The following is a 17,897-nucleotide window of genomic DNA, read 5'->3' as shown; positions in this document are numbered from 1 at the left end:
CCAGATTTTGCTGGCGATAAACCGGAAATGTTGCGCCGTTAAATGCCGGTGTACCGGCGGTTTTGGCTTTGCGGCGGCGGGTATCCGCGAGTTCTGGGGGTGATGACATGCCAACCAAGACGCCAACGAAGACGCCAACTAAGGCGCTGCATACGACACCGAAGCGGCGAATCCACCACCGCCGCAGTCCGCAATCGATCGCGGTCTCGCTGGCCACTCGGTTGATCGTGAAAAATGTTGTGCGCGCCTGGGCCGTGCAGCCAAATCTGCGCTGGCCGCTGGGATATGTCGACGATTTCGCGGGTATGCTGCCGCGGCTGCCGTCCCAAGCGCAAGTGGACGTCGTCCGCCTCGACGAGTGCAACGCCGAATGGATATGTGCGCCCGGCGTATCCCCGACAAGGGCCATTTTGTACCTGCACGGCGGCGCATTTCTCACCTGCGGCGTCAACACCCACCGCGCCCTGGTAAGTCGCCTGTCCAAAGCGGCGGATGCCGCCGTGCTGATCGTCGGGTACCGGAAATTGCCCGCGCACCAGATTGCCGACGCGATTGACGACAGTCTTTGTGGTCTGCGGTGGTTGAAGCGCCGGGGATTCGACGATGAGCGCATCGTCGTGGCCGGCGACTCGGCCGGCGGGTATCTCGCGTTCATGGCGACGTTGGCCGCCATCCACACCGGCGTCGCCAACCCTGCGGGGATTGCCACCATTTCGCCGTTCACCGACGCCGATCCGACCCGCAAACTCAACCACCGTAATGCCCGGAAGTGCTCGATGTTCACCGGCGCGGCGTTGTCGATCTTCACCCGCTACCTTGGCGAGGTGGAGATTCCAGACGGGCCTGGCTCTTCCGAAAGCCATGTGGTATCGCCGGTCGACGCCGACCTGTCGAGCCTGCCGCCGGTCACCATCCACGCAAGTTCCGACGAGCTCTTGCTCCCGGACGCCGAGCTTATGGCAGAACGCTTGGAAGCCAACGGGATTCCCTGTGATCTGCATGTCTGGGAAGGCCAGATCCACGACTTTCCGATAGCGGCGGAGGTGCTGCCGGAAGGGCGGCGTGCCATCCGACTGCTCGGCGATTTCATCAAGGAAGTCACCGCGGAGCCCGCGCTCGAGCAGGTCGTCGCCAACGCGGGCTGATCAAAGCGATTGGGCGCCAGCCATATCCGCGGATGCGGTGACGGCCGCGGCGCCCTTATTGACCGGGTTCCTCGAAATCGGGATCGATGACAATCACCTCTTGCTGCTCTTGCCAATCGGATTCCGTTGCTTCTAAAGGCAATTCGCCCTCAATCTCCAGCTCGGCGTCATCGTCATCGTCGAGCACGGAAAAGTCGTCGGTCGCGCGCTGCTGTTCGACGGCATCGGCGATCGGGACATCGTCGGGGAATCCGCCATCGTTGCCAGGCATGACCGTGAGCTTACCCGTAGTGCCGTCGGCAAACCCCCGCCGATCCGAAGCGGGTATCGGCGACTGGTCCCCGTTTGCCGTCAACGTCGATACAGTGGGCTCGTGAGTCGACCAGCCCCACCTGTGCTGACCGTGCGGTACGAGGGATCCCAGCGGACTTTCGCACCCGGCAACGACGTCGTCATCGGGCGCGACCTGCGGGCTGACGTCCGCATCGCGCACCCGTTGATCTCCCGGATACATCTACTGGTGCGCTTCGACCAGGGCCGCTGGATCGCCATCGACAACGGCAGCCTCAACGGTCTGTATGTCAACAACCGCCGGGTACCGGCCGTCGAGATTCACGACGGCCAGCGAATCAACATCGGCAACCCCGATGGGCCCGTGCTGACCTTCGAGGTCGGTCGCCATCAGGGGTCGGCGGGCACCCCGCCCCCCACGACGTCGATCCCGCTGGTCAACCACGCCGGCGAGCCACGGCTAGCTGGGGCCCGGCCCGCGACCGGTCCGGCCTGGCCTGGCCCGGCCCAACCCCCGCCGCACGCCCGGCCCTCGCCCGCACACCCGCCCACCGGCGCGCAGCCCGGCCCGCCCTCGGGCCCGCCCTCCGGACCACCTCAGCATTCCCCGTCCGGCCCGGTGCCGACGCACGCAACCGGCCCCCAGCCCAGCCCGCCGCATTCCCCGACCGGCACGCATTCGGCCGGCCCCGCCACCGGATCGACACCACACATCTACCGCGCGCAACCCGCACCGGCGCCGCCGGCTCCAGCGGCCGAAACGCCGACCACGATGACCGGCCGGGTGGGTGGTGACGCCTCCAACCTGGCGACGTCGATGATGAAAATTTTGCGGCCCGGGCGGTCGGGGGCCGACGTACCGGGGGCGATCCGGATCGGCCGCGCCAACGACAACGACATCGTCATTCCCGAGGTGCTCGCGTCCCGGCATCACGCGACCCTGATACCGACCCCGGCCGGCACGGAGATTCAGGACAACCGGAGCATCAACGGCACCTTCGTCAATGGCGCGCGGGTCGATTCCGCGCTGCTCAAGGACGGCGACGTCGTCACCATCGGCAACATCGACCTGGTCTTCGCCGACGGCAAGCTGGCCCGGCGCGACGCCGACACCGCCGCACAGACCCGTCTCGGCGGCCTCGACGTGCGCGGGGTCACCTGGACGATCGAAAACAACAAGACCCTGCTGGACGAGATCTCCCTGGCCGCCAGCCCCGGAACGCTCACGGCGGTCATCGGCCCGTCGGGCGCGGGCAAATCGACCTTCGCCCGGTTGGTGGCCGGTTACACCCATCCCACCAAGGGCACGGTGACCTTTGAGGGCCACAACGTGCACGCCGAATACGCCTCGCTGCGCAGCAGGATCGGCATGGTCCCGCAGGACGACGTCGTGCATGGCCAGCTGACGGTCGAGCAGGCGCTGGGATATGCCGCTGAACTGCGACTGCCGCCGGACACCACCAAGGCCGACCGTGAGCAGGTGGTGGCGCGGGTGCTCGAGGAGCTGGAGATGACCCAGCACTTGCACACTCGCGTCGACAAGCTGTCCGGCGGTCAGCGCAAACGCGCGTCGGTGGCGCTGGAGCTGTTGACCGGGCCGTCGCTGCTGATCCTCGACGAGCCGACGTCCGGCCTGGATCCCGCGCTGGACCGGCAGGTCATGACCATGCTGCGGCAATTGGCCGACGCCGGCCGGGTGGTGCTGGTGGTCACCCACTCGCTGACCTATCTCGACGTCTGCGACCAGGTGCTGTTGCTGGCGCCCGGCGGCAAGACCGCGTTCTGCGGGCCGCCCGCCCAGATCGGCCCGGCGATGGGCACCACGAACTGGGCCGACATCTTCAGCTCGGTGGCGGGCGATCCGGACGGCGCCAAGGCAAAGTACCTGGCACGCACCGGTCCGCCGCCGCCCCCGCCGCCGGCAGAGGAGCCGGCCGAGATCGGCGACCCGTCGCACACCAGCCTGCTGCGGCAGTTCTCCACGATCGCGCGCCGGCAGGTCCGGTTGATCGTCTCCGACCGGGGCTACTTCGTCTTCCTGGCGCTGCTGCCGTTCATCATGGGTTCGCTGTCGATGTCGGTGCCCGGCGACGTCGGATTCGGTACGCCGAATCCGATGGGGTCCGCGCCCAACGAGCCGGGCCAGATCCTGGTGTTGCTCAACGTCGGTGCGGTGTTCATGGGCACGGCGCTGACCATCCGCGACCTCATCGGTGAACGCGCGATTTTCCTGCGCGAGCAGGCGGTCGGCCTGTCCACTACCGCCTACCTGATGGCCAAGGTCTGCGTCTACACCGTGTTCGCGGTCGCGCAGTCCGCGATCGTGACCATCATCGCACTGATCGGCAAGGGCGGACCGACGCACGGCGCGGTGGTGTTGGGCAGGCCCGGGTTGGAGCTGTTCGTGGACGTCGCGCTGACCACCGTCGCGTCGGCGATGCTGGGTCTGCTGTTGTCGTCCGTCGCGAAATCCAACGACCAGATCATGCCCCTGCTGGTGGTGGCGGTCATGTCACAGCTGGTCTTCTCCGGCGGGATGATCCCGGTCACCGGACGCCTCGGCCTGGACCAGATGTCCTGGGCGACGCCAGCGCGCTGGGGTTTTGCGGCCTCGGCGTCGACCGCGGACCTCAATCAGCTGGTACCAGGTCCGGTGTCGCCCAAGGATTCTCACTGGCGCCATACGGCCAGCGCGTGGTGGTTGGACACCAGCATGCTGATCGTGCTTTGCATCGCCTACCTGACCTTTGTGCGCTGGAAGATTCGCCTCAAGGGCGGGCGCTGAGCATCGTCGGTGATGCCGGACGGGTCAAGCTCCCCTGCGGACCACCTGTTCGGCGGCCGCGTGCATCCGCTCGGACAGCTGGAGCAGTCCATGCTCGCCGACCCCGTTCGGCAGGGTGTACGCCAGCTGGCGCAACTCGACGGCATAGTTGTGCAGCTCTTGGCGGAGCCGCGTCTCGATAGTTGGCATGACATCTCCCGATTTCGTCGCGCCGATGCGAAAAGCATTCCAGCCCGGAAGCTTTTCCGCGTCGTTGAGCGTGGGTTTTAACGGGAGTTTGACAGTGTATTTACAGAAGATGCTGTTGTGCCGCTCGATTCACGGGTGCGAGGCGACGAACGTTTCGTTCCGCACCCCGGCGGCGAGTTCGTCGGCGTCGAAGGGCACATCGAGGCGTGCACGCAATTTCGCGCGGTCGGTCAGGAGGCTGATCTCAGCAGTCTGGCGGGCGATGAGCCGGCCGAAAAGCGGGTACAGCCAACGCATTAGCCGGCGCTCGGCAGCACTGCACCGGGCCGCGCAATAGCCGACACGGCCCAGTTCGTCGGTGAGAATTTCGGTGTAGAGCAGGTCGATGCGCGCGGACACCGCCGGTTCGTCGGCGAACAATTCGACACCGACGCGGCGTAATTCGTCGAACATGATGCAGCCCGCCATCTCCGCTGCGCCGACGAAGGGGAAGCCGACGCGTTCGGGAAGAAACACCTGCATCTTGACGAACTGGCGCAACACCAAGTCAGGTATCACCACCTGGTACGGCAGCTCGAAAACGTCCAGCACGTAAGCCAATAGGCGAGTGTGGTAGTGCTCCTCGAGGGCGAGATAGACGCGCTCCGGCGGTTGGTCGGCGCCACCGATGCGCCCGTAGGTGTCGCCCAAGTCCACCCCGAACCGCTCCGCCTGGTTGAGCTTCGCGGTGGCCAACGCGAACAACATCTCGCGCGACAGGCCCGGTTCGGGCCGGCGGCGGCGCAAATTCCGCAGAAACACCTGCCGGTCGATCGGACGGGCCGAGCGCACCGGATCGGCCTCCAGCGAGGTGAAGAACTCCTCGCGGTTGGCCAGCCGGCGGTGCAGCAGGTCGGCGTCGCCGTCGCGGTGCGCTAGGAAGATTCGGTAGCCCTCGATGCCGGTGCCGGTCACGGCGCCCCCATTCCCCTGACGATGGTCGTGACGTAGCGGTCCAACAGGACGACACGTGTATTGGTGCCCGCGGTGGTGGCGAGCAAGGCGAACAGGCCGGTCATGAAGATCACGCCCAGTTCGGCGGGGTCCGCGTCGCTTGGCACCCGTCCCGCGGCCCGCGCGTCTTCGACCGCCGCGATCACGAACTCGGCGAGCGGGTGCTCGGCGGTTTCGTCCTCGATCGGGCGCGTCGGCGAAAAATGCAGCGCCAGCATGTCCCTGAAAACCACCGGCCCGAGCCGCTCCTCGGCGGCCAAGACCTGACGCACCAGCAGCCTCAGCATCGACGGCAGGTCGCCGGCTTTGCGGGTCTTGGCGAGCTTGGCCACGATTTTCGCCTCCTCGGCCCGCTCCAGCTCCACCAGCACGTGCTCTTTGGTCGGGAAATGGAAATAGAAGGTGCCGCGCGCGACCCCGGTGGCCGCGGCGATCGCGGCGACGTCCGCTTTGGCCAGTCCGGACTGCCCTATCTCGGCCACGGCCGCGTCGAACAGGCGATCGCGGGTCGTCAGTCGCTGCGCCTCCCTGGCGTTCGTCACCGATGACGGCATGCCGGCAACCTACCCGATTTCGCTGACGAGCGTCAATGACGGCCGTCAGCCAAGTGTTGCCGCATGCGGCACCGGTGATCGTCGTCCCGACGAAAATGGCGGGCGAAACGCGGCACTGGCGTTACGCTGACGCCGCCGGATGGAAAGGATGAGGTGGCCCGGAGTGGACTTCGAACTCGACGCCGGGCAACGCGCGTGGCTCGACGAAGTCCGTGAGTTCCTCCGCGAGAACGTCACCGCGCAATTGCGAGCCGAACTGGGCGAACACGATCTGGAGCTGCCTGGCGGCGAAGTGACGCGATTTCGCCGCAAGATCGGTGCCAAAGGCTGGTTCGGCCTGAATTGGCCTCGCGAATACGGCGGGCTGGGCCTCGGGGCGGTGTACCAGCACCTGCTGATGAGCGAGTTCGAATATTGGGGCGTGCCCGGGCCGGACCTGACCGTCACCTCGGTGGCCCCGATGATCATGCGACACGGCACCGAACAAAACAAAATGGAATGGCTGCCGCTGATCGCCAGAGGTGAAATGATCTGCGCCGTCGGCTATTCCGAGCCGGACGCGGGAACGGACCTGGCCAACCTGCGGACCAGGGCGACCCGCGACGGCGACCACTGGGTGATCAACGGCAGCAAGATCTGGAACAGCACGGCGCAGCGGGCCACCCACGAATGGCTTTGCGTGCGTACCGATCCCGGCAGCGAACGCCATCGCGGAATCTCGGTCATCATCGTTCCCGTCGACGCGGCGGGTGTCCAGATCCGTCCGCTCTACGCGTGGTCGGGCTACCGGACGAACGAGGTCCGTTTCGACGACGTGCGGGTGCCTGTGGGCAATCTGGTCGGTGAGGTCAACCGCGGCTGGAAATACATCACCGGTGCGCTCGACCTGGAACGGGGCGCGCTGACCAATGCGGGCGATCTGCGTCGCGCCGTCGACGACTTACGCGAACTCGCCCGCCAACCGCGGCGCGACGGGTCGGTGCCGAGCCACGACGTGGCCCTTCGCCGCCGCCTGGTGCGGGCGGAGGCCGACGTCGAGGTGGCGGCGTTGATGGGTTATGAGGCCGCCGCCCTGCTCGACAGCGGCGTGATGCCGTCGGTGGAGGTCAGCGTCGAGAAGATCTTCACCAGTGAACTGCGGCAGCGCATCGCCGACCTGGCACTCGATCTGCTGGGCCCGGACGGCCTGCTCGCGCATCGCAGCGAAAATGCGCCGCTGGCAGGAAAATTCGAGCGGCTCTACCGCGCCGCACCCCTGATGCGTTTCGGCGGTGGGACCAACGAGGTGCTGCGCGATGTGATCGCCCAGCGCGGCCACGGGATGCCCTCCTATGGGCGGTGACCGGTGAAGCCGATCCTGGACGCCGAGCAACGCGCGTTCGCGGCCTCGCTGCGTGCGCTGTTGGCCGCGCACTGCCCGGTGACCCTGGTGCGTGGTCTCGGCGAACCCGGCGCCGATCGGATCGTCCCGGCGCTGTGGCAGGCGTTGGCGGACGCGGGCGTCTTCGGCCTCGCCGTTGCCGAGGAGTACGGCGGCGCCGGGGGCGCCATCGCCGACCTGGCCATGTTCTACACCGAGTCCGGGCGTGCGCTGTGTCCGACGTCCGTGCACAGCACGTTGGCCGCGGTGCTGGCCATCGACCAGCTGGGATCGCCGGACGTCAAGGGCGGCTGGCTGCCGCTGCTGGTGCGCGGTGAGGCCCGCGGCACGCATGCGCTGTGGAACGCGCGCGATGCGGCCGATATCTCCGCCGTGCTGCGTGCCGAGGCCGCCCCGCCGCGGTGGCGGCTCAACGGAACCGCGGACTACGTCGCGGACGCCGACATCGCCGACGTCATCGTGGTGTCGGCTGCGGCGGGGGACCGCGTGCTGGTCTTCGCCGTCGAGGCCCGCGCACCGGGCGTGACCGTCAAGCCGCTTCCTATGGCGGGCGGTCACCAGTCGTGCACGGTGTGCTTCGACGACGTGGTCGTCGGGCGCGAGGCGGTGCTCGACAACGGCCAGCCCACCCGGCCCGTACTGCGCCGGCTGGCCAACGCGGGGGTGGCCTTAGGCTCACTCGATCTGGTCGGTGTCGGCGAAGCGGTCCTGGACCGCACCGTCGAGTACACGAAGCTGCGCCGGCAATTCGACCGCCCAATCGCCTCCTTCCAGGCGGCGCAACATCTCGTCGCCAACATGCACATCGCCGTGGCCGCGGCCCGGTTGGCCGCGCACGCGGCCGTGTTCTGGATCGGGCGCGGGCGGACGGCCACCCGCGAAACCGCCATCGCACGCATACACGCGGGCGCGGCGGCACGATTGGCCACGCTGGACGCCCATCAACTGCATGGCGGGATTGGATATGTGACGGAAACCGATCTTCACCTGTGGAGCGAACGGGCAAGGGCCGGTTCGATTCTCGGTGGTGGGGCCGACGTCGCCGCAACCTGGCTGGAGGAAACCCTGGAGGAAGCCCATGACTGAGGACACACTGATCGACGCCGCCGCGGCGGCGCAGGTGGGTTCGGTTGCTGCCACGGCGACCGGCGAAGTGCTGCACCGTGATTGGCAACGGTGGGCAGCAGCGGTAGGGGACCACAACCCGTTGTATTTCGATCCGGCGTTCGCCCGTGCCAACGGTTACCGCGACATCATCTGTCCACCGCTTTTCCTGCAGTACGCGGTGCTCGGCGTGACGCGTCTTGATGCGCTGCGGCCGGACGGATCCTCCGGCGCGGTATCCGGTGGGCTGGCGTTTCCCCGTGCACCAAAACGGATGGCCGGCGGCGAAACCTTCACCTTCCACCTGCCGGCGTATCACCGCGACGAGATCGAGATGGTCCGCACCATCGAGTCGATCGTCGAAAAGCTGGGCCGCTCCGGCAGATTCGTCCTGGTCACCTGGCACAGCGTGTACCGGAATCAACACCGCGACCTGGTGGCCGAAGCCTCGACCTCGATGATCGCCCGACCCTAGGAATGCCATGACACAGGTGTATTTCGACGACGTTGAGGTGGGTGCGCAGATCCCCGAGCTGACCGTCACCATCGACGAAACCCAGCTGTTCTTCTTCAGCGCCGCCACCTACAACGGTCACCGCATTCACTACGACAAAGATTGGGCGCGCGATGTCGAAGGTTACGACAACGTGCTCGTGCATGGGCCCCTGCAAGCGGCGCTGCTGGCCCGCGTGCTCGGCGGCTGGCTCGGCGGGCGCGGCCGCCTGGTGTCGTTCTCGGTGCAGAACCGGGCGACCGCCTTCCCCGGCCAGGCACTGACGTTCGGCGGCACGGTCACTGCCAAGCGTGTGTCCGAGCACGGCGCGGGGCTGGTGGATCTCGAGATCGCCGGCCGCCGTGACGACGCCGTCCTGATGCCCGGCACCGCCATGGTCGAGCTGCCCCGGCGCGCAGGTCCATCGTGACGGGCCTGCGGGGCGAGGCGGCCATCGTCGGTATCGCCGAATTACCGGCCGAGCGCCGGCCGACCGGGCCGCCGCGGTTCACCCTCGACCAATACGCGTTGCTGGCGAAGGCGGCCGTGGCCGACGCCGGCCTCGACCCGTCGCACATCAATGGTTTGCTCACGCACGGCGTGGCGGAGTCCGCGATGTTCGCCCCCGCCACGCTGTGCGAATACTTGGGCCTGGCATTGGATTTCGGTGAACGTGTCGATTTGGGCGGGGCCACGTCGGCCGGCATGATCTGGCGGGCGGCCGCCGCGATCGAGCTCGGCATCTGCGACGCCGCCCTTGCCGTGGTGCCCGGATCGGCGGCCTTGCCGCAATCACGGCGACGACCGGCTGCCGCATCGAATTGGTATGGGGCATCGTCGAATAACTACGGGTCGCCACAGGCGGAATTCGAGATCCCCTATGGCAACGTGGGGCAGAATGCGCCCTACGCGCAGATCGCGCAGCGCTATGCCGCCGTCTTCGGTTACGCTCCCGCCGCGTTGGCCAAGATCGCGGTCGACCAGCGCACCAACGCCTGCGCGCATCCGGGCGCGGTGTTTCACGGGACGCCGATCACCGCAGATGAAGTCCTGGCCAGCCCCATGATCGCCGACCCGATCCACTTGCTCGAGACGGTGATGCGGGTGCACGGGGGAGCGGGTGTGCTGTTGGCCAACGCGGACCTGGCCCGGCGTGGCCGGCACCGCCCGGTATGGGTCAAGGGGTTTGGCGAACATCTCGCATTCAAGACCCCCACGTACGCCGACGAGCTGCTGAATACCCCGATCGCCCGCGCTGCGGACCGGGCCTTTGCCATGGCGGGGCTGAACCGGTCCGACATCGACGTCGCCTCGATCTACGACTGCTACACGATCACGGTGCTGATGACCTTGGAGGATGCCGGCTTTTGCGCCAAGGGCGCCGGCATGTCCTGGGTAGCCCAGCACGATCTCACCTACCGCGGCGACTTTCCGCTGAACACGGCCGGCGGCCAACTTTCGTTTGGCCAGGCGGGGATGGCCGGCGGCATGCACCATGTCGTCGACGGCGCCCGTCAACTCATGGGACGCGGCGCCGACGCGCAAGTCGCGGACTGCCACACCGCCTTCGTCACCGGCAACGGCGGCATCATGAGCGAGCAGGTCGCACTGATCATGCAGGGAGACTGATGCAGACCACCGAACCGGTTCCGGTGCCCGAGCCCACACCGGTTTCGCAACCTTTCTGGGATGTGCTGGCGCAGCACCGGATTCGGGTGCAGTACTCGCCGTCGTTGCAGCGCTACGTCTTCTACCCTCGCGTCCTTGCTCCCGGCACCCTGGCCGACGACCTGCAATGGCGCGAAATCAATGGCGCCGGAACGCTGTACACCTTCACCGTGGCCCGGCGGCCGACCGGTCCGCCGTGGGCCGACGTCGTGCCGCAACTGCTGGCGGTCGTGCAATGGGACGCCGGGCCCCGGATCAGCACCGAGCTGGTCGAGGTCGGCCCGGACGACGTCCGAATCGGCATGCGGGTGCGGCCGGTGTTCTACGATCTGCCCGAGGCCGGAATCACTTTGCTCAGATACCGGCCGGCGTGATCTCAACGGCGAGGTCGGAGGTGCAGGTGGACGATCCCCTCAACGGCACGGTGCGGGCGATGCTCGACCAGCTGAACGCGGGGTTCCCGCGCGTCGAGCACATGACCGCTACCCAGGCGCGTGCCGCGGTCGCCGCCCGCCGGGTGCCGACTGGCAACCACACCGAGGTCCGCCGCACCACCGACCGCACGGTGCCGGGACCCGCCGGCGCCATCCCGATCCGGGTCTACCACCCGCACGGCGAACCCGACGCGGATCGTCCCGCGGTCGTCTTTTATCACGGCGGCGGATTCGTCTTCTGCGACATCGAATCCCATGACGCCTTCTGCCGGAGCCTGGCCCGCGGCGCCCGGGCCGTCGTGGTGTCGGTCGACTACCGACTTGCCCCCGAACATCCCGCTCCCGCGGCCGCGCTCGATGCGTTCGCGGCGTTTTGCCGGGTCGTCGAGAACGCCCACGAGTTGGGCATCGATCCGCGGCGCATCGTGGTGGCGGGGGACAGTGCCGGCGGCAACCTGGCGGCGGTCACCGCGCTGATGTGTCGCGATCGCGCGGTCGCCGGCCCCGCGGCCCAGCTGCTGCTCTACCCAGCGATCGATCCCTCCTTCGATACCGACAGCTACCACCGCTTCGGTACCGGTTACTTCAACACCCGGACGGCCATGCAATGGTATTGGCATCAATACCTCAGCGGACCAAGGGTTTTCGATCCGCCCTACCTGGTTGCCCCGGCACGCGCGGAGTCGCATGCAGGCCTGCCGCCCGCCGTGATCGTGACCGCCGGCCTGGACCCGCTGCACAGCGAGGGCTGCGACTATGCCCGCCGACTGCGCGCGGCGAAAGTGCCGGTTGTGCACCGCGACTTTCCCGGCCTGTTCCACGGCTTCATGACCATCGAGTCCTTCGGTCCGGCCGCGGCAGCGCGGCAGCTGATCTTCGCGGACCTGGGTGAGGTGCTGCAGCCGACGCACCGAGGCGCCGCGAATATGGGCTCGCTATGACAAGGGTCAGCGACGTCATCGTCATCGGCGCCGGATTCGCCGGCCTTTACGCCGTGCACCGGCTCGCGGCGGCTGGCCTGTCGGTGACCGCGATCGAAGCGGCACCCGATGTGGGTGGCACCTGGTATTGGAACCGGTACCCGGGCGCACGGTGCGACGTCGAAAGCGTCGACTACTCCTACTCGTTCGACCAAGCGCTGCAGCGAAGCTGGCAGTGGAGCGAGCGGTTCGCCGCGCAACCGGAAATCCTGGCCTACCTACGTCATGTCGCCGACCGGTTTGACTTGCGCCGCCACTATCTGTTCGGCACCGACGTCGTCGGCGCCGCTTTTTCCGACGGTCACTGGCATGTCGACACCGCCGCCGGCGAGAGCTACGCGGCGCAGTTCCTGTTGTGCGCCACCGGCTGCCTGTCCGCGGTCAACCGTCCCAATCTGCCAGGCGTCGAGGGCTTTTCGGGCGAGGTGTACTTCACGGCGGCGTGGCCACGGGAGGACCCCGAGCTGGCCGGCAAACGGGTGGGACTCATCGGTACCGGATCATCGGGTATCCAGCTCGCGCCGATCGTCGCGGCCCAGGCCGAAAAGCTAGTGGTATTCCAGCGATCCGCCAACTACACCATCCCGATGCCGAACCGGCCCTGGTCGGCTGAGGAACAGCGCCAGATCCAGGAGCAATACCCCGAACGTCGGCGGGCGTCGGCCTACGCGCCGGCCGGGACGCCGCACGGCACCTACCACAAGAAGGCCGTCGATACCGACCCGCGAGAGCGGGCCGAAGCGCTGTGGCAGCGCTGGCGCGAAGGCGGGGTACTGTTCGCCAAGACCTTCCCCGATCAAACCAGCGATCTCGCCGCCAACGACGTCGCACGGAAATTCGCCGAGGACCGGATCCGCGAGATCGTCACCGACCCCGTCGTCGCGGCCGATCTCATCCCGGTCGATCACCCGATCGGAACCAAACGGATCTGCACCGACGCCGGCTATTACGCCATCTTCAACCGCGACAACGTGCAACTGATCAACCTGCGGCGCGAACCGATCGAGACGATTACCGCTGACGCGGTGCGCACTGCCGCGGCAAGCTACCCATGCGATGTGCTGATCTTCGCCACCGGCTTCGACGCCATGACCGGAGCCCTGACCCGAATCGACCCGCGCGGGCCCCGGGGCCACCGGCTGCGCGACGTGTGGGCCGACGGGCCGGTGACGTTTCTCGGGCTGATGGTGCCGGGCCTGCCGAACCTGTTCACGATCAGCGGGCCGGGCAGTCCCTCGGTGCTGGCCAACATGGTCCTGCACGCGGAGGTCCAGGTCGACTGGGTCGTCGAGTTGGTGCACGCCGCCCGACGCCGGGGCGCCGTCGAGGTCGAGCCCCGTCAGGACGCCGCGCAGAGCTGGACCGAGCACGTGGCCCAGGCCGCCGAGCGCACCTTGTTTCCCCGGGCGGCCTCGTCGTGGTATCTGGGTGCCAACATCGAAGGCAAGAAACGGACCTTCATGCCCTACATCGGTGGATTCGGCAGCTACCGCCGGCACTGCGACGAGGTCGCGCGCAACGACTACGCCGGGTTGGTGTGGACCACCCGATGACCGGAGGAGCACCGGAAACGGTTCAGCAGTTGTTGCGGCAACGCAGGAACGACGACGCGCCGGCGGTCGCGCACGGTGACCGGATCTGGACCTGGCGCGAGCACCTGGCCGAGGCCGCAGCCGAGGCCGCCGCACTGATCGCGCTTGCCGATCCGGCTCGCCCCCTGCATGTCGGTGCCGCGCTGGGCAATTCGCCGGCCATGCTGCGTGCGATGGCGGCCGCGGCGCTGGGCGGCTACGTCTTGTGTGGTCTCAACACCACACGGCGCGGCGCGGCGCTGCTCGCCGACATCCACCGGTCCGACTGTCAGCTCCTGCTCGTCGACGACGACCAGCAGGCGATCCTGGAAGGCTTGGAACTCAACGGGATTCGCGTTCTCAACGTCACCAACGCGGACTATCACGCGGCGGTGGCCGCGGCCCCGCCACTGCGCCCGCATCGCGAGGTCGTCGCGGCCGACACGCTGATGATGATTTTCACGTCCGGCACGAGCGGCAACCCTAAGGCGGTGCGATTCGCGCACGGCATGGCGGTGCTGTGCGGAGCCAGCTTGATCAGTCAATACGACGTCACGGCCGACGACGTCTGCTATCTGGCGATGCCGCTGTTCCACTCCAACGGGGTCGCGGCCGGCTGGGCCGTTGCGATCGGCAGCGGCGCGACGATGGTCCCCGCCAAGTTCTCGCCGTCACGCTTCCTCGACGACGTGCGCCGCTACGGGGTGACCTACTTCAATTACGTCGGTAAGCCACTGGCCCTGATCCTTGCCACCCCGGAGCGGCCCGACGATGCGGACACCACCCTGCGCGTCGCATTCGGCAATGAGGCCACCGATCGCGACATCGAGGAATTCGCCCGACGTTTCGGTTGCCGGGTGATCGACAGCTTCGGGTCCAGCGAGTTCGCGGTGATCGTGGTGCGGGTGGACGGCACTCCGCCCGGTTCGATCGGCAAGCCGTATCCCGGCGTCGGCATCTACAACCCGACAACCCTGCGCGAGTGCGCCGTCGCGCAGTTCGACGACCATGGTGCGCTGACCAACTTCGACGAGGCGGTCGGCGAACTGGTCAATACGCAGGGGGCGGGACCCTTCGCCGGTTACTACAACGATCCGGAAGCCACCGCCGAGCGGATGCGGCACGGCATGTATTGGACCGGAGATCTGGCCTATCGCAACACCGACGGCTGGATCTACCTCGCCGGTCGCACCGCCGATTGGATGCGGGTCGACGGCGAGAACATGGCGGCGGCGCCGATCGAGCGGATCTTGGCACGGCTGCCCCAAGTCAGCCAGGTCGCGGTGTACGCGGTGCCGGACGAGCGGGTGGGGGATCAGGTGATGGCGGCACTGGTGCTGCACGAGGGAATGGACGTGACGGCTGCGGACCTGGAGGAATTTTTGGCCGCGCAGCCGGACCTGTCGCCGAAAGCGTGGCCACGCTACCTGCGCATCAACGCCGACCTGCCGGCCACGGCCACCAACAAGATCCTCAAACGCGAACTGATCGCCGCCGGGATCAGCGCCCAGGGTGGTGTCCTGCTGAGCCGACCCCCGCGCGGTACCACCTACGCGGTCGCTGAGTCGGCTTCGGCTGCGGCGCAACCGGTTTCGGGAGGAGCAACGCGGTGGTTCAACCGGGTGCTGCGTTGGGCGCCTCGCCGAATCGCGCCAGCAGCAACGTCGCGGCCACCGCGACGACGAATCCCACGATGACCAGCCAGCCCCAACCGGCGCGAGCGGTGTCACCCAGCCACACCACCCCGACCAGCGCGGGTGCGATGGTTTCTCCGACCACCATCGCGGCCACGGTGGTGGTGACCGATCCGCGTTGCAGCGCCGAGGTGAACAACAGAAACCCCGCAAGGCCGCCACCGGCCGCCGCGTACAACGCCGGGTCGGTGTAGAAGGCGGCCTTGGTGGGATCGATCTCGTCGAGCAGACGCACCCCGATCTCCACCACACCAAACCCGGTGCCGGCCGCGAGCCCCAGGGCGAGGGCGCGTGCCCGGTCGGGCAACCAGCCGGCGGTCGCACCGCCCAAAAACAGCGCGGCGACCACGCCGATCAGGGCCCAACCCAGCCCGGCGGGGCCGTGGCGGAAGTGGCCGGGCCCGGCCGCGGCCGCCAGCGCGGCCAGGCTGGCACAAACCACCCCGATGGCCGTCCACTCGGCCCGCGACAATCGGGCCGACAGCACCCACACCGACACCAGTGCGGTCACCGCGATCGAGGCGGCCAACGCCGCGGCGACGACGTAGATCGGCACCAGGCGCAGCGCCAGCACCTGCAGCAGGAAACCCAGCCCGTCCAGGCCGATGCCCGCGAGGTAGCGCCACTGACGGATGGCGCGCAACAGCAAGGCCGCGTCCACACCGGACGTGCCGCCGGCTTCCACCGAGCGAGCCGCGACGGCTTGTAGCACCGACGCCGCGCCGTAACACACCGAACAACCCAGCGCGAGGAGAAAACCGATCAGCACAGGGCCGACAATACGAGGACTGCCAAGATCGCAGGCGACATTGCGGCGGCTAATCGTGCCGCTGGGTCAGCCGGTACACCGCTTCGGCGATTTCCTGCGGATGATCCTCTTGCAGAAAGTGTTTGGCGGGCAACGTGATTGGGTCCCGCGCGCCGGCGGCACGTTGAGCCTGGATGCCGTAGCGGTGCCAGGGCAGCATCTTGTCGCGGGCGCCCCACACGACTTGCGCGGGATAGCGGCGGTCGCGCAACACATCCAGGTACAGCTGCTGCTTGGCCGCGGTCAGCTCGAAGCCGCGCATGATTTTTAAAAATGCTTGCCCGCCGTCGTCGCCGAACAGCAACGGCTTCCAGCACAAAATCTCCGCGGCCGGGACATGGCGACTGGCACCTACCAGCCGCATGATCGACAGGAACGTTCCCGGGATGCGCAGCGACGCCAGCCACGTCTCGCCGAGCAGCGGATGCGCGAAGGGTTCCATCGGCCAGGGCCGGTGGAACGACTCCACCTCGATGAGGGTGTTCAACAACGTCATCGACAGCACCCGGTCGGGTGCGGCGTTGGCCACCTCGAACCCGATGGGACCGCCGATGTCGTGCAACACCAGGTGAAAGCGATCGAGTTGCAACTCATCGATCGCCGCCAGCAGCCAACGGCCCAGCCCAGTCCAGGTGTAGTCGGCATCGCCGGGCCGTTCGGCCAGCCCCAGTCCGGGCAGGTCGATGGCGATGCCGCGCAACCCTCGAGACGCCAATTCCGGGACCACCTTGCGGTACAGAAAGGCCGAAGCCGGAACTCCGTGCACGCACACCACCGGTGCCGCGTCGCGGGGGCCGTCATCCAGGACGAACGACGAGATTCCGGCGGCCGTGAACCGGTGGCCCGCCGCCGTGTGCCGTGCCAGCAGCCGAGCACCTCTGCGGAGCTCATGAACTCGTCCTCCTTTGCCGGCGCCGCAGGCGCCACTGCCGTGTTGCAGCCGAACACCGCAATGCCCGGAATTCTTCCGGTCAGGCTCGGGGCCTATGCGTTGGCGGTCGGGGAGATTACAATTCGATGCGTGCTTGATTGCACGGTCAGGTCGCTTGGCGCAGCATGCGGGGGTGCGGCGGTGCTGGTGCTGGGCCTCGGCGCCGCCGGCGGCATGACGACTTCGCCCAGCTACGCCACCGCCCCTGCGGCGCCTATCGTGCCCGCGGCCCCGTCGCCGGATGATTGTTGCGGCTGGCTGAACGACCCCATGGGCGCGCCCTTGTCGTTGCGCACCCAGGGCGGCAGCGACTGCATAATCGGGCTCAACTGTGGGCCGATCAGGCCGTCCCGGCCGCCGCCGCCGACCAACCCGCCGCGCCTCGCGCCCAGGCCGCAGGCCGCGCCGTCGACGGAGGGATGGGCGCCGGCACGCCCGCTCTAGGGCCGCTTTAGCCCACCACGGCTGCGGGGCCACGCCCGCCGCGGTTAAGTACAATCGGTCTCGTGAGAAACCGCATCAGCAAATCAGCATCAGCATTGGGTGGTGGCGTGGCCGTGCTGGCCCTAGCCGCCGGAGCCGCCGCAGTCGTCGGCCCTACCGCTGCATTGCCGATCAGCGTTGCCGCGGCTTCGTCCACGGTGGTCTCGGTGTCGAGGAGCGGTGAGGGTGCGGTGACGGTTGAACCCGTAGGGTCGGGCCGCTGCATCATCGGCCTGAATTGCGGGCGGATCAACCCGCCGCGGCTGCCGGCCAAGAAGAACCCGCCACGTCTTGCGCCTCAGCAGCAGGAGGCCGCCCCGGTGCCCAACAAACCAATTCCGGCGCACGAGATGTAGCCGGCGGCGGGCCGGGCGCGGTCTGACTATAATGGGC

19 protein-coding genes are annotated in these 17,897 nt (G+C 67.8%); 13 read left to right on the top strand and 6 right to left on the bottom strand.

Annotated features, from left to right (window positions below; genetic code table 11):
- Positions 1–107 precede the first annotated feature (107 nt).
- Complete coding sequence (locus tag AWC25_RS17215) at positions 108–1,145, top strand: alpha/beta hydrolase (RefSeq protein ID WP_085167157.1); 1,038 nt, start codon at positions 108–110, stop codon at positions 1,143–1,145.
- A 55-nt stretch (positions 1,146–1,200) separates the two neighbouring features.
- Here the strand turns inward: AWC25_RS17215 and AWC25_RS17210 are convergent, their stop codons facing one another.
- On the bottom strand, positions 1,201–1,416 hold the full coding sequence (locus AWC25_RS17210) for a hypothetical protein (protein WP_085167156.1): 216 nt from the start codon (positions 1,414–1,416) through the stop codon (positions 1,201–1,203).
- 102 nt (positions 1,417–1,518) lie between these two features.
- Between AWC25_RS17210 and AWC25_RS17205 the strand changes: the two genes are divergently transcribed.
- Positions 1,519–4,221 (top strand): FHA domain-containing protein, encoded by a 2,703-nt coding sequence (locus AWC25_RS17205; RefSeq protein ID WP_169717143.1) that lies wholly within the window; start codon positions 1,519–1,521, stop codon positions 4,219–4,221.
- A 24-nt stretch (positions 4,222–4,245) separates the two neighbouring features.
- On the opposite strand, the gene AWC25_RS27020 is transcribed toward AWC25_RS17205, so the two are convergent.
- The 3 genes from AWC25_RS27020 to AWC25_RS17195 form a co-directional block, all read right to left on the bottom strand.
- Positions 4,246–4,410 carry a hypothetical protein gene (locus tag AWC25_RS27020; RefSeq protein WP_169717142.1) on the bottom strand — a complete coding sequence of 55 codons (165 nt, stop codon included), beginning with the start codon at positions 4,408–4,410 and terminating at the stop codon, positions 4,246–4,248.
- Positions 4,411–4,539: 129 nt separating this feature from the next.
- Positions 4,540–5,364, bottom strand: a complete 825-nt coding sequence (locus tag AWC25_RS17200) for a hypothetical protein (RefSeq protein ID WP_085167155.1) — start codon at positions 5,362–5,364, stop codon at positions 4,540–4,542.
- Complete coding sequence (locus tag AWC25_RS17195) at positions 5,361–5,957, bottom strand: TetR/AcrR family transcriptional regulator (RefSeq protein WP_085167154.1); 597 nt, start codon at positions 5,955–5,957, stop codon at positions 5,361–5,363. Before AWC25_RS17195 ends, AWC25_RS17200 begins: the two co-directional genes overlap by 4 nt.
- A gap of 163 nt (positions 5,958–6,120) precedes the next feature.
- Between AWC25_RS17195 and AWC25_RS17190 the strand changes: the two genes are divergently transcribed.
- The 9 genes from AWC25_RS17190 to fadD1 are packed head-to-tail and all read left to right on the top strand — an operon-like array spanning position 6,121 to position 15,285.
- Entirely contained in the window at positions 6,121–7,299 is a 1,179-nt protein-coding gene (locus AWC25_RS17190; protein ID WP_085167153.1) for an acyl-CoA dehydrogenase family protein, read from the top strand.
- Between the two features lie 3 nt (positions 7,300–7,302).
- Positions 7,303–8,424, top strand: coding sequence for an acyl-CoA dehydrogenase family protein (locus AWC25_RS17185; protein WP_085167152.1), 1,122 nt, complete (start codon positions 7,303–7,305; stop codon positions 8,422–8,424).
- On the top strand, positions 8,417–8,917 hold the full coding sequence (locus tag AWC25_RS17180; RefSeq protein ID WP_069400601.1) for a MaoC family dehydratase: 501 nt from the start codon (positions 8,417–8,419) through the stop codon (positions 8,915–8,917). The genes AWC25_RS17185 and AWC25_RS17180 overlap by 8 nt, the downstream gene beginning before the upstream one ends.
- A gap of 7 nt (positions 8,918–8,924) precedes the next feature.
- The gene (locus AWC25_RS17175; protein WP_069400600.1) at positions 8,925–9,365 is read left to right on the top strand and encodes a hotdog family protein; all 441 of its coding nucleotides are present in this window, start codon (positions 8,925–8,927) and stop codon (positions 9,363–9,365) included.
- On the top strand, positions 9,362–10,564 hold the full coding sequence (locus AWC25_RS17170; protein WP_085167151.1) for a thiolase family protein: 1,203 nt from the start codon (positions 9,362–9,364) through the stop codon (positions 10,562–10,564). The genes AWC25_RS17175 and AWC25_RS17170 overlap by 4 nt, the downstream gene beginning before the upstream one ends.
- Positions 10,564–10,977: a Zn-ribbon domain-containing OB-fold protein gene (locus AWC25_RS17165; RefSeq protein WP_085167150.1), complete on the top strand. Its 414-nt coding sequence runs from the start codon at positions 10,564–10,566 to the stop codon at positions 10,975–10,977. The genes AWC25_RS17170 and AWC25_RS17165 overlap by 1 nt, the downstream gene beginning before the upstream one ends.
- Positions 10,978–11,036: 59 nt before the next feature.
- Positions 11,037–11,978 carry an alpha/beta hydrolase gene (locus AWC25_RS17160; RefSeq protein ID WP_069400645.1) on the top strand — a complete coding sequence of 314 codons (942 nt, stop codon included), beginning with the start codon at positions 11,037–11,039 and terminating at the stop codon, positions 11,976–11,978.
- Positions 11,975–13,570, top strand: a complete 1,596-nt coding sequence (locus AWC25_RS17155; protein ID WP_069400597.1) for a flavin-containing monooxygenase — start codon at positions 11,975–11,977, stop codon at positions 13,568–13,570. Before AWC25_RS17160 ends, AWC25_RS17155 begins: the two co-directional genes overlap by 4 nt.
- Entirely contained in the window at positions 13,567–15,285 is a 1,719-nt protein-coding gene (gene fadD1, locus AWC25_RS17150) for a fatty-acid--CoA ligase FadD1 (protein WP_085167178.1), read from the top strand. The genes AWC25_RS17155 and fadD1 overlap by 4 nt, the downstream gene beginning before the upstream one ends.
- Here fadD1 and AWC25_RS17145 read toward each other — a convergent pair.
- Together AWC25_RS17145 and AWC25_RS17140 are read right to left on the bottom strand one after the other, a co-directional pair.
- On the bottom strand, positions 15,203–16,051 hold the full coding sequence (locus AWC25_RS17145; RefSeq protein WP_211281056.1) for a DMT family transporter: 849 nt from the start codon (positions 16,049–16,051) through the stop codon (positions 15,203–15,205). The two genes, fadD1 and AWC25_RS17145, sit on opposite strands and share 83 nt — an antisense overlap.
- Before the next feature lie 49 nt (positions 16,052–16,100).
- Positions 16,101–16,856 (bottom strand): alpha/beta fold hydrolase, encoded by a 756-nt coding sequence (locus AWC25_RS17140; RefSeq protein ID WP_232327033.1) that lies wholly within the window; start codon positions 16,854–16,856, stop codon positions 16,101–16,103.
- Positions 16,857–17,111: 255 nt separating this feature from the next.
- Here AWC25_RS17140 and AWC25_RS27015 point away from each other — a divergent pair, with 255 nt between their 5' ends.
- Positions 17,112–17,465 carry a hypothetical protein gene (locus AWC25_RS27015; protein ID WP_169717140.1) on the top strand — a complete coding sequence of 118 codons (354 nt, stop codon included), beginning with the start codon at positions 17,112–17,114 and terminating at the stop codon, positions 17,463–17,465.
- 62 nt (positions 17,466–17,527) lie between these two features.
- Positions 17,528–17,860, top strand: a complete 333-nt coding sequence (locus AWC25_RS17135; RefSeq protein WP_142278902.1) for a hypothetical protein — start codon at positions 17,528–17,530, stop codon at positions 17,858–17,860.
- Positions 17,861–17,897: the final 37 nt, after the last annotated feature.

The sequence above is a fragment of the Mycobacterium sherrisii genome (assembly GCF_002102355.1).
Taxonomy (GTDB): domain Bacteria; phylum Actinomycetota; class Actinomycetes; order Mycobacteriales; family Mycobacteriaceae; genus Mycobacterium; species Mycobacterium sherrisii.
This window is presented reverse-complemented; position numbering and strand designations above follow the sequence as displayed.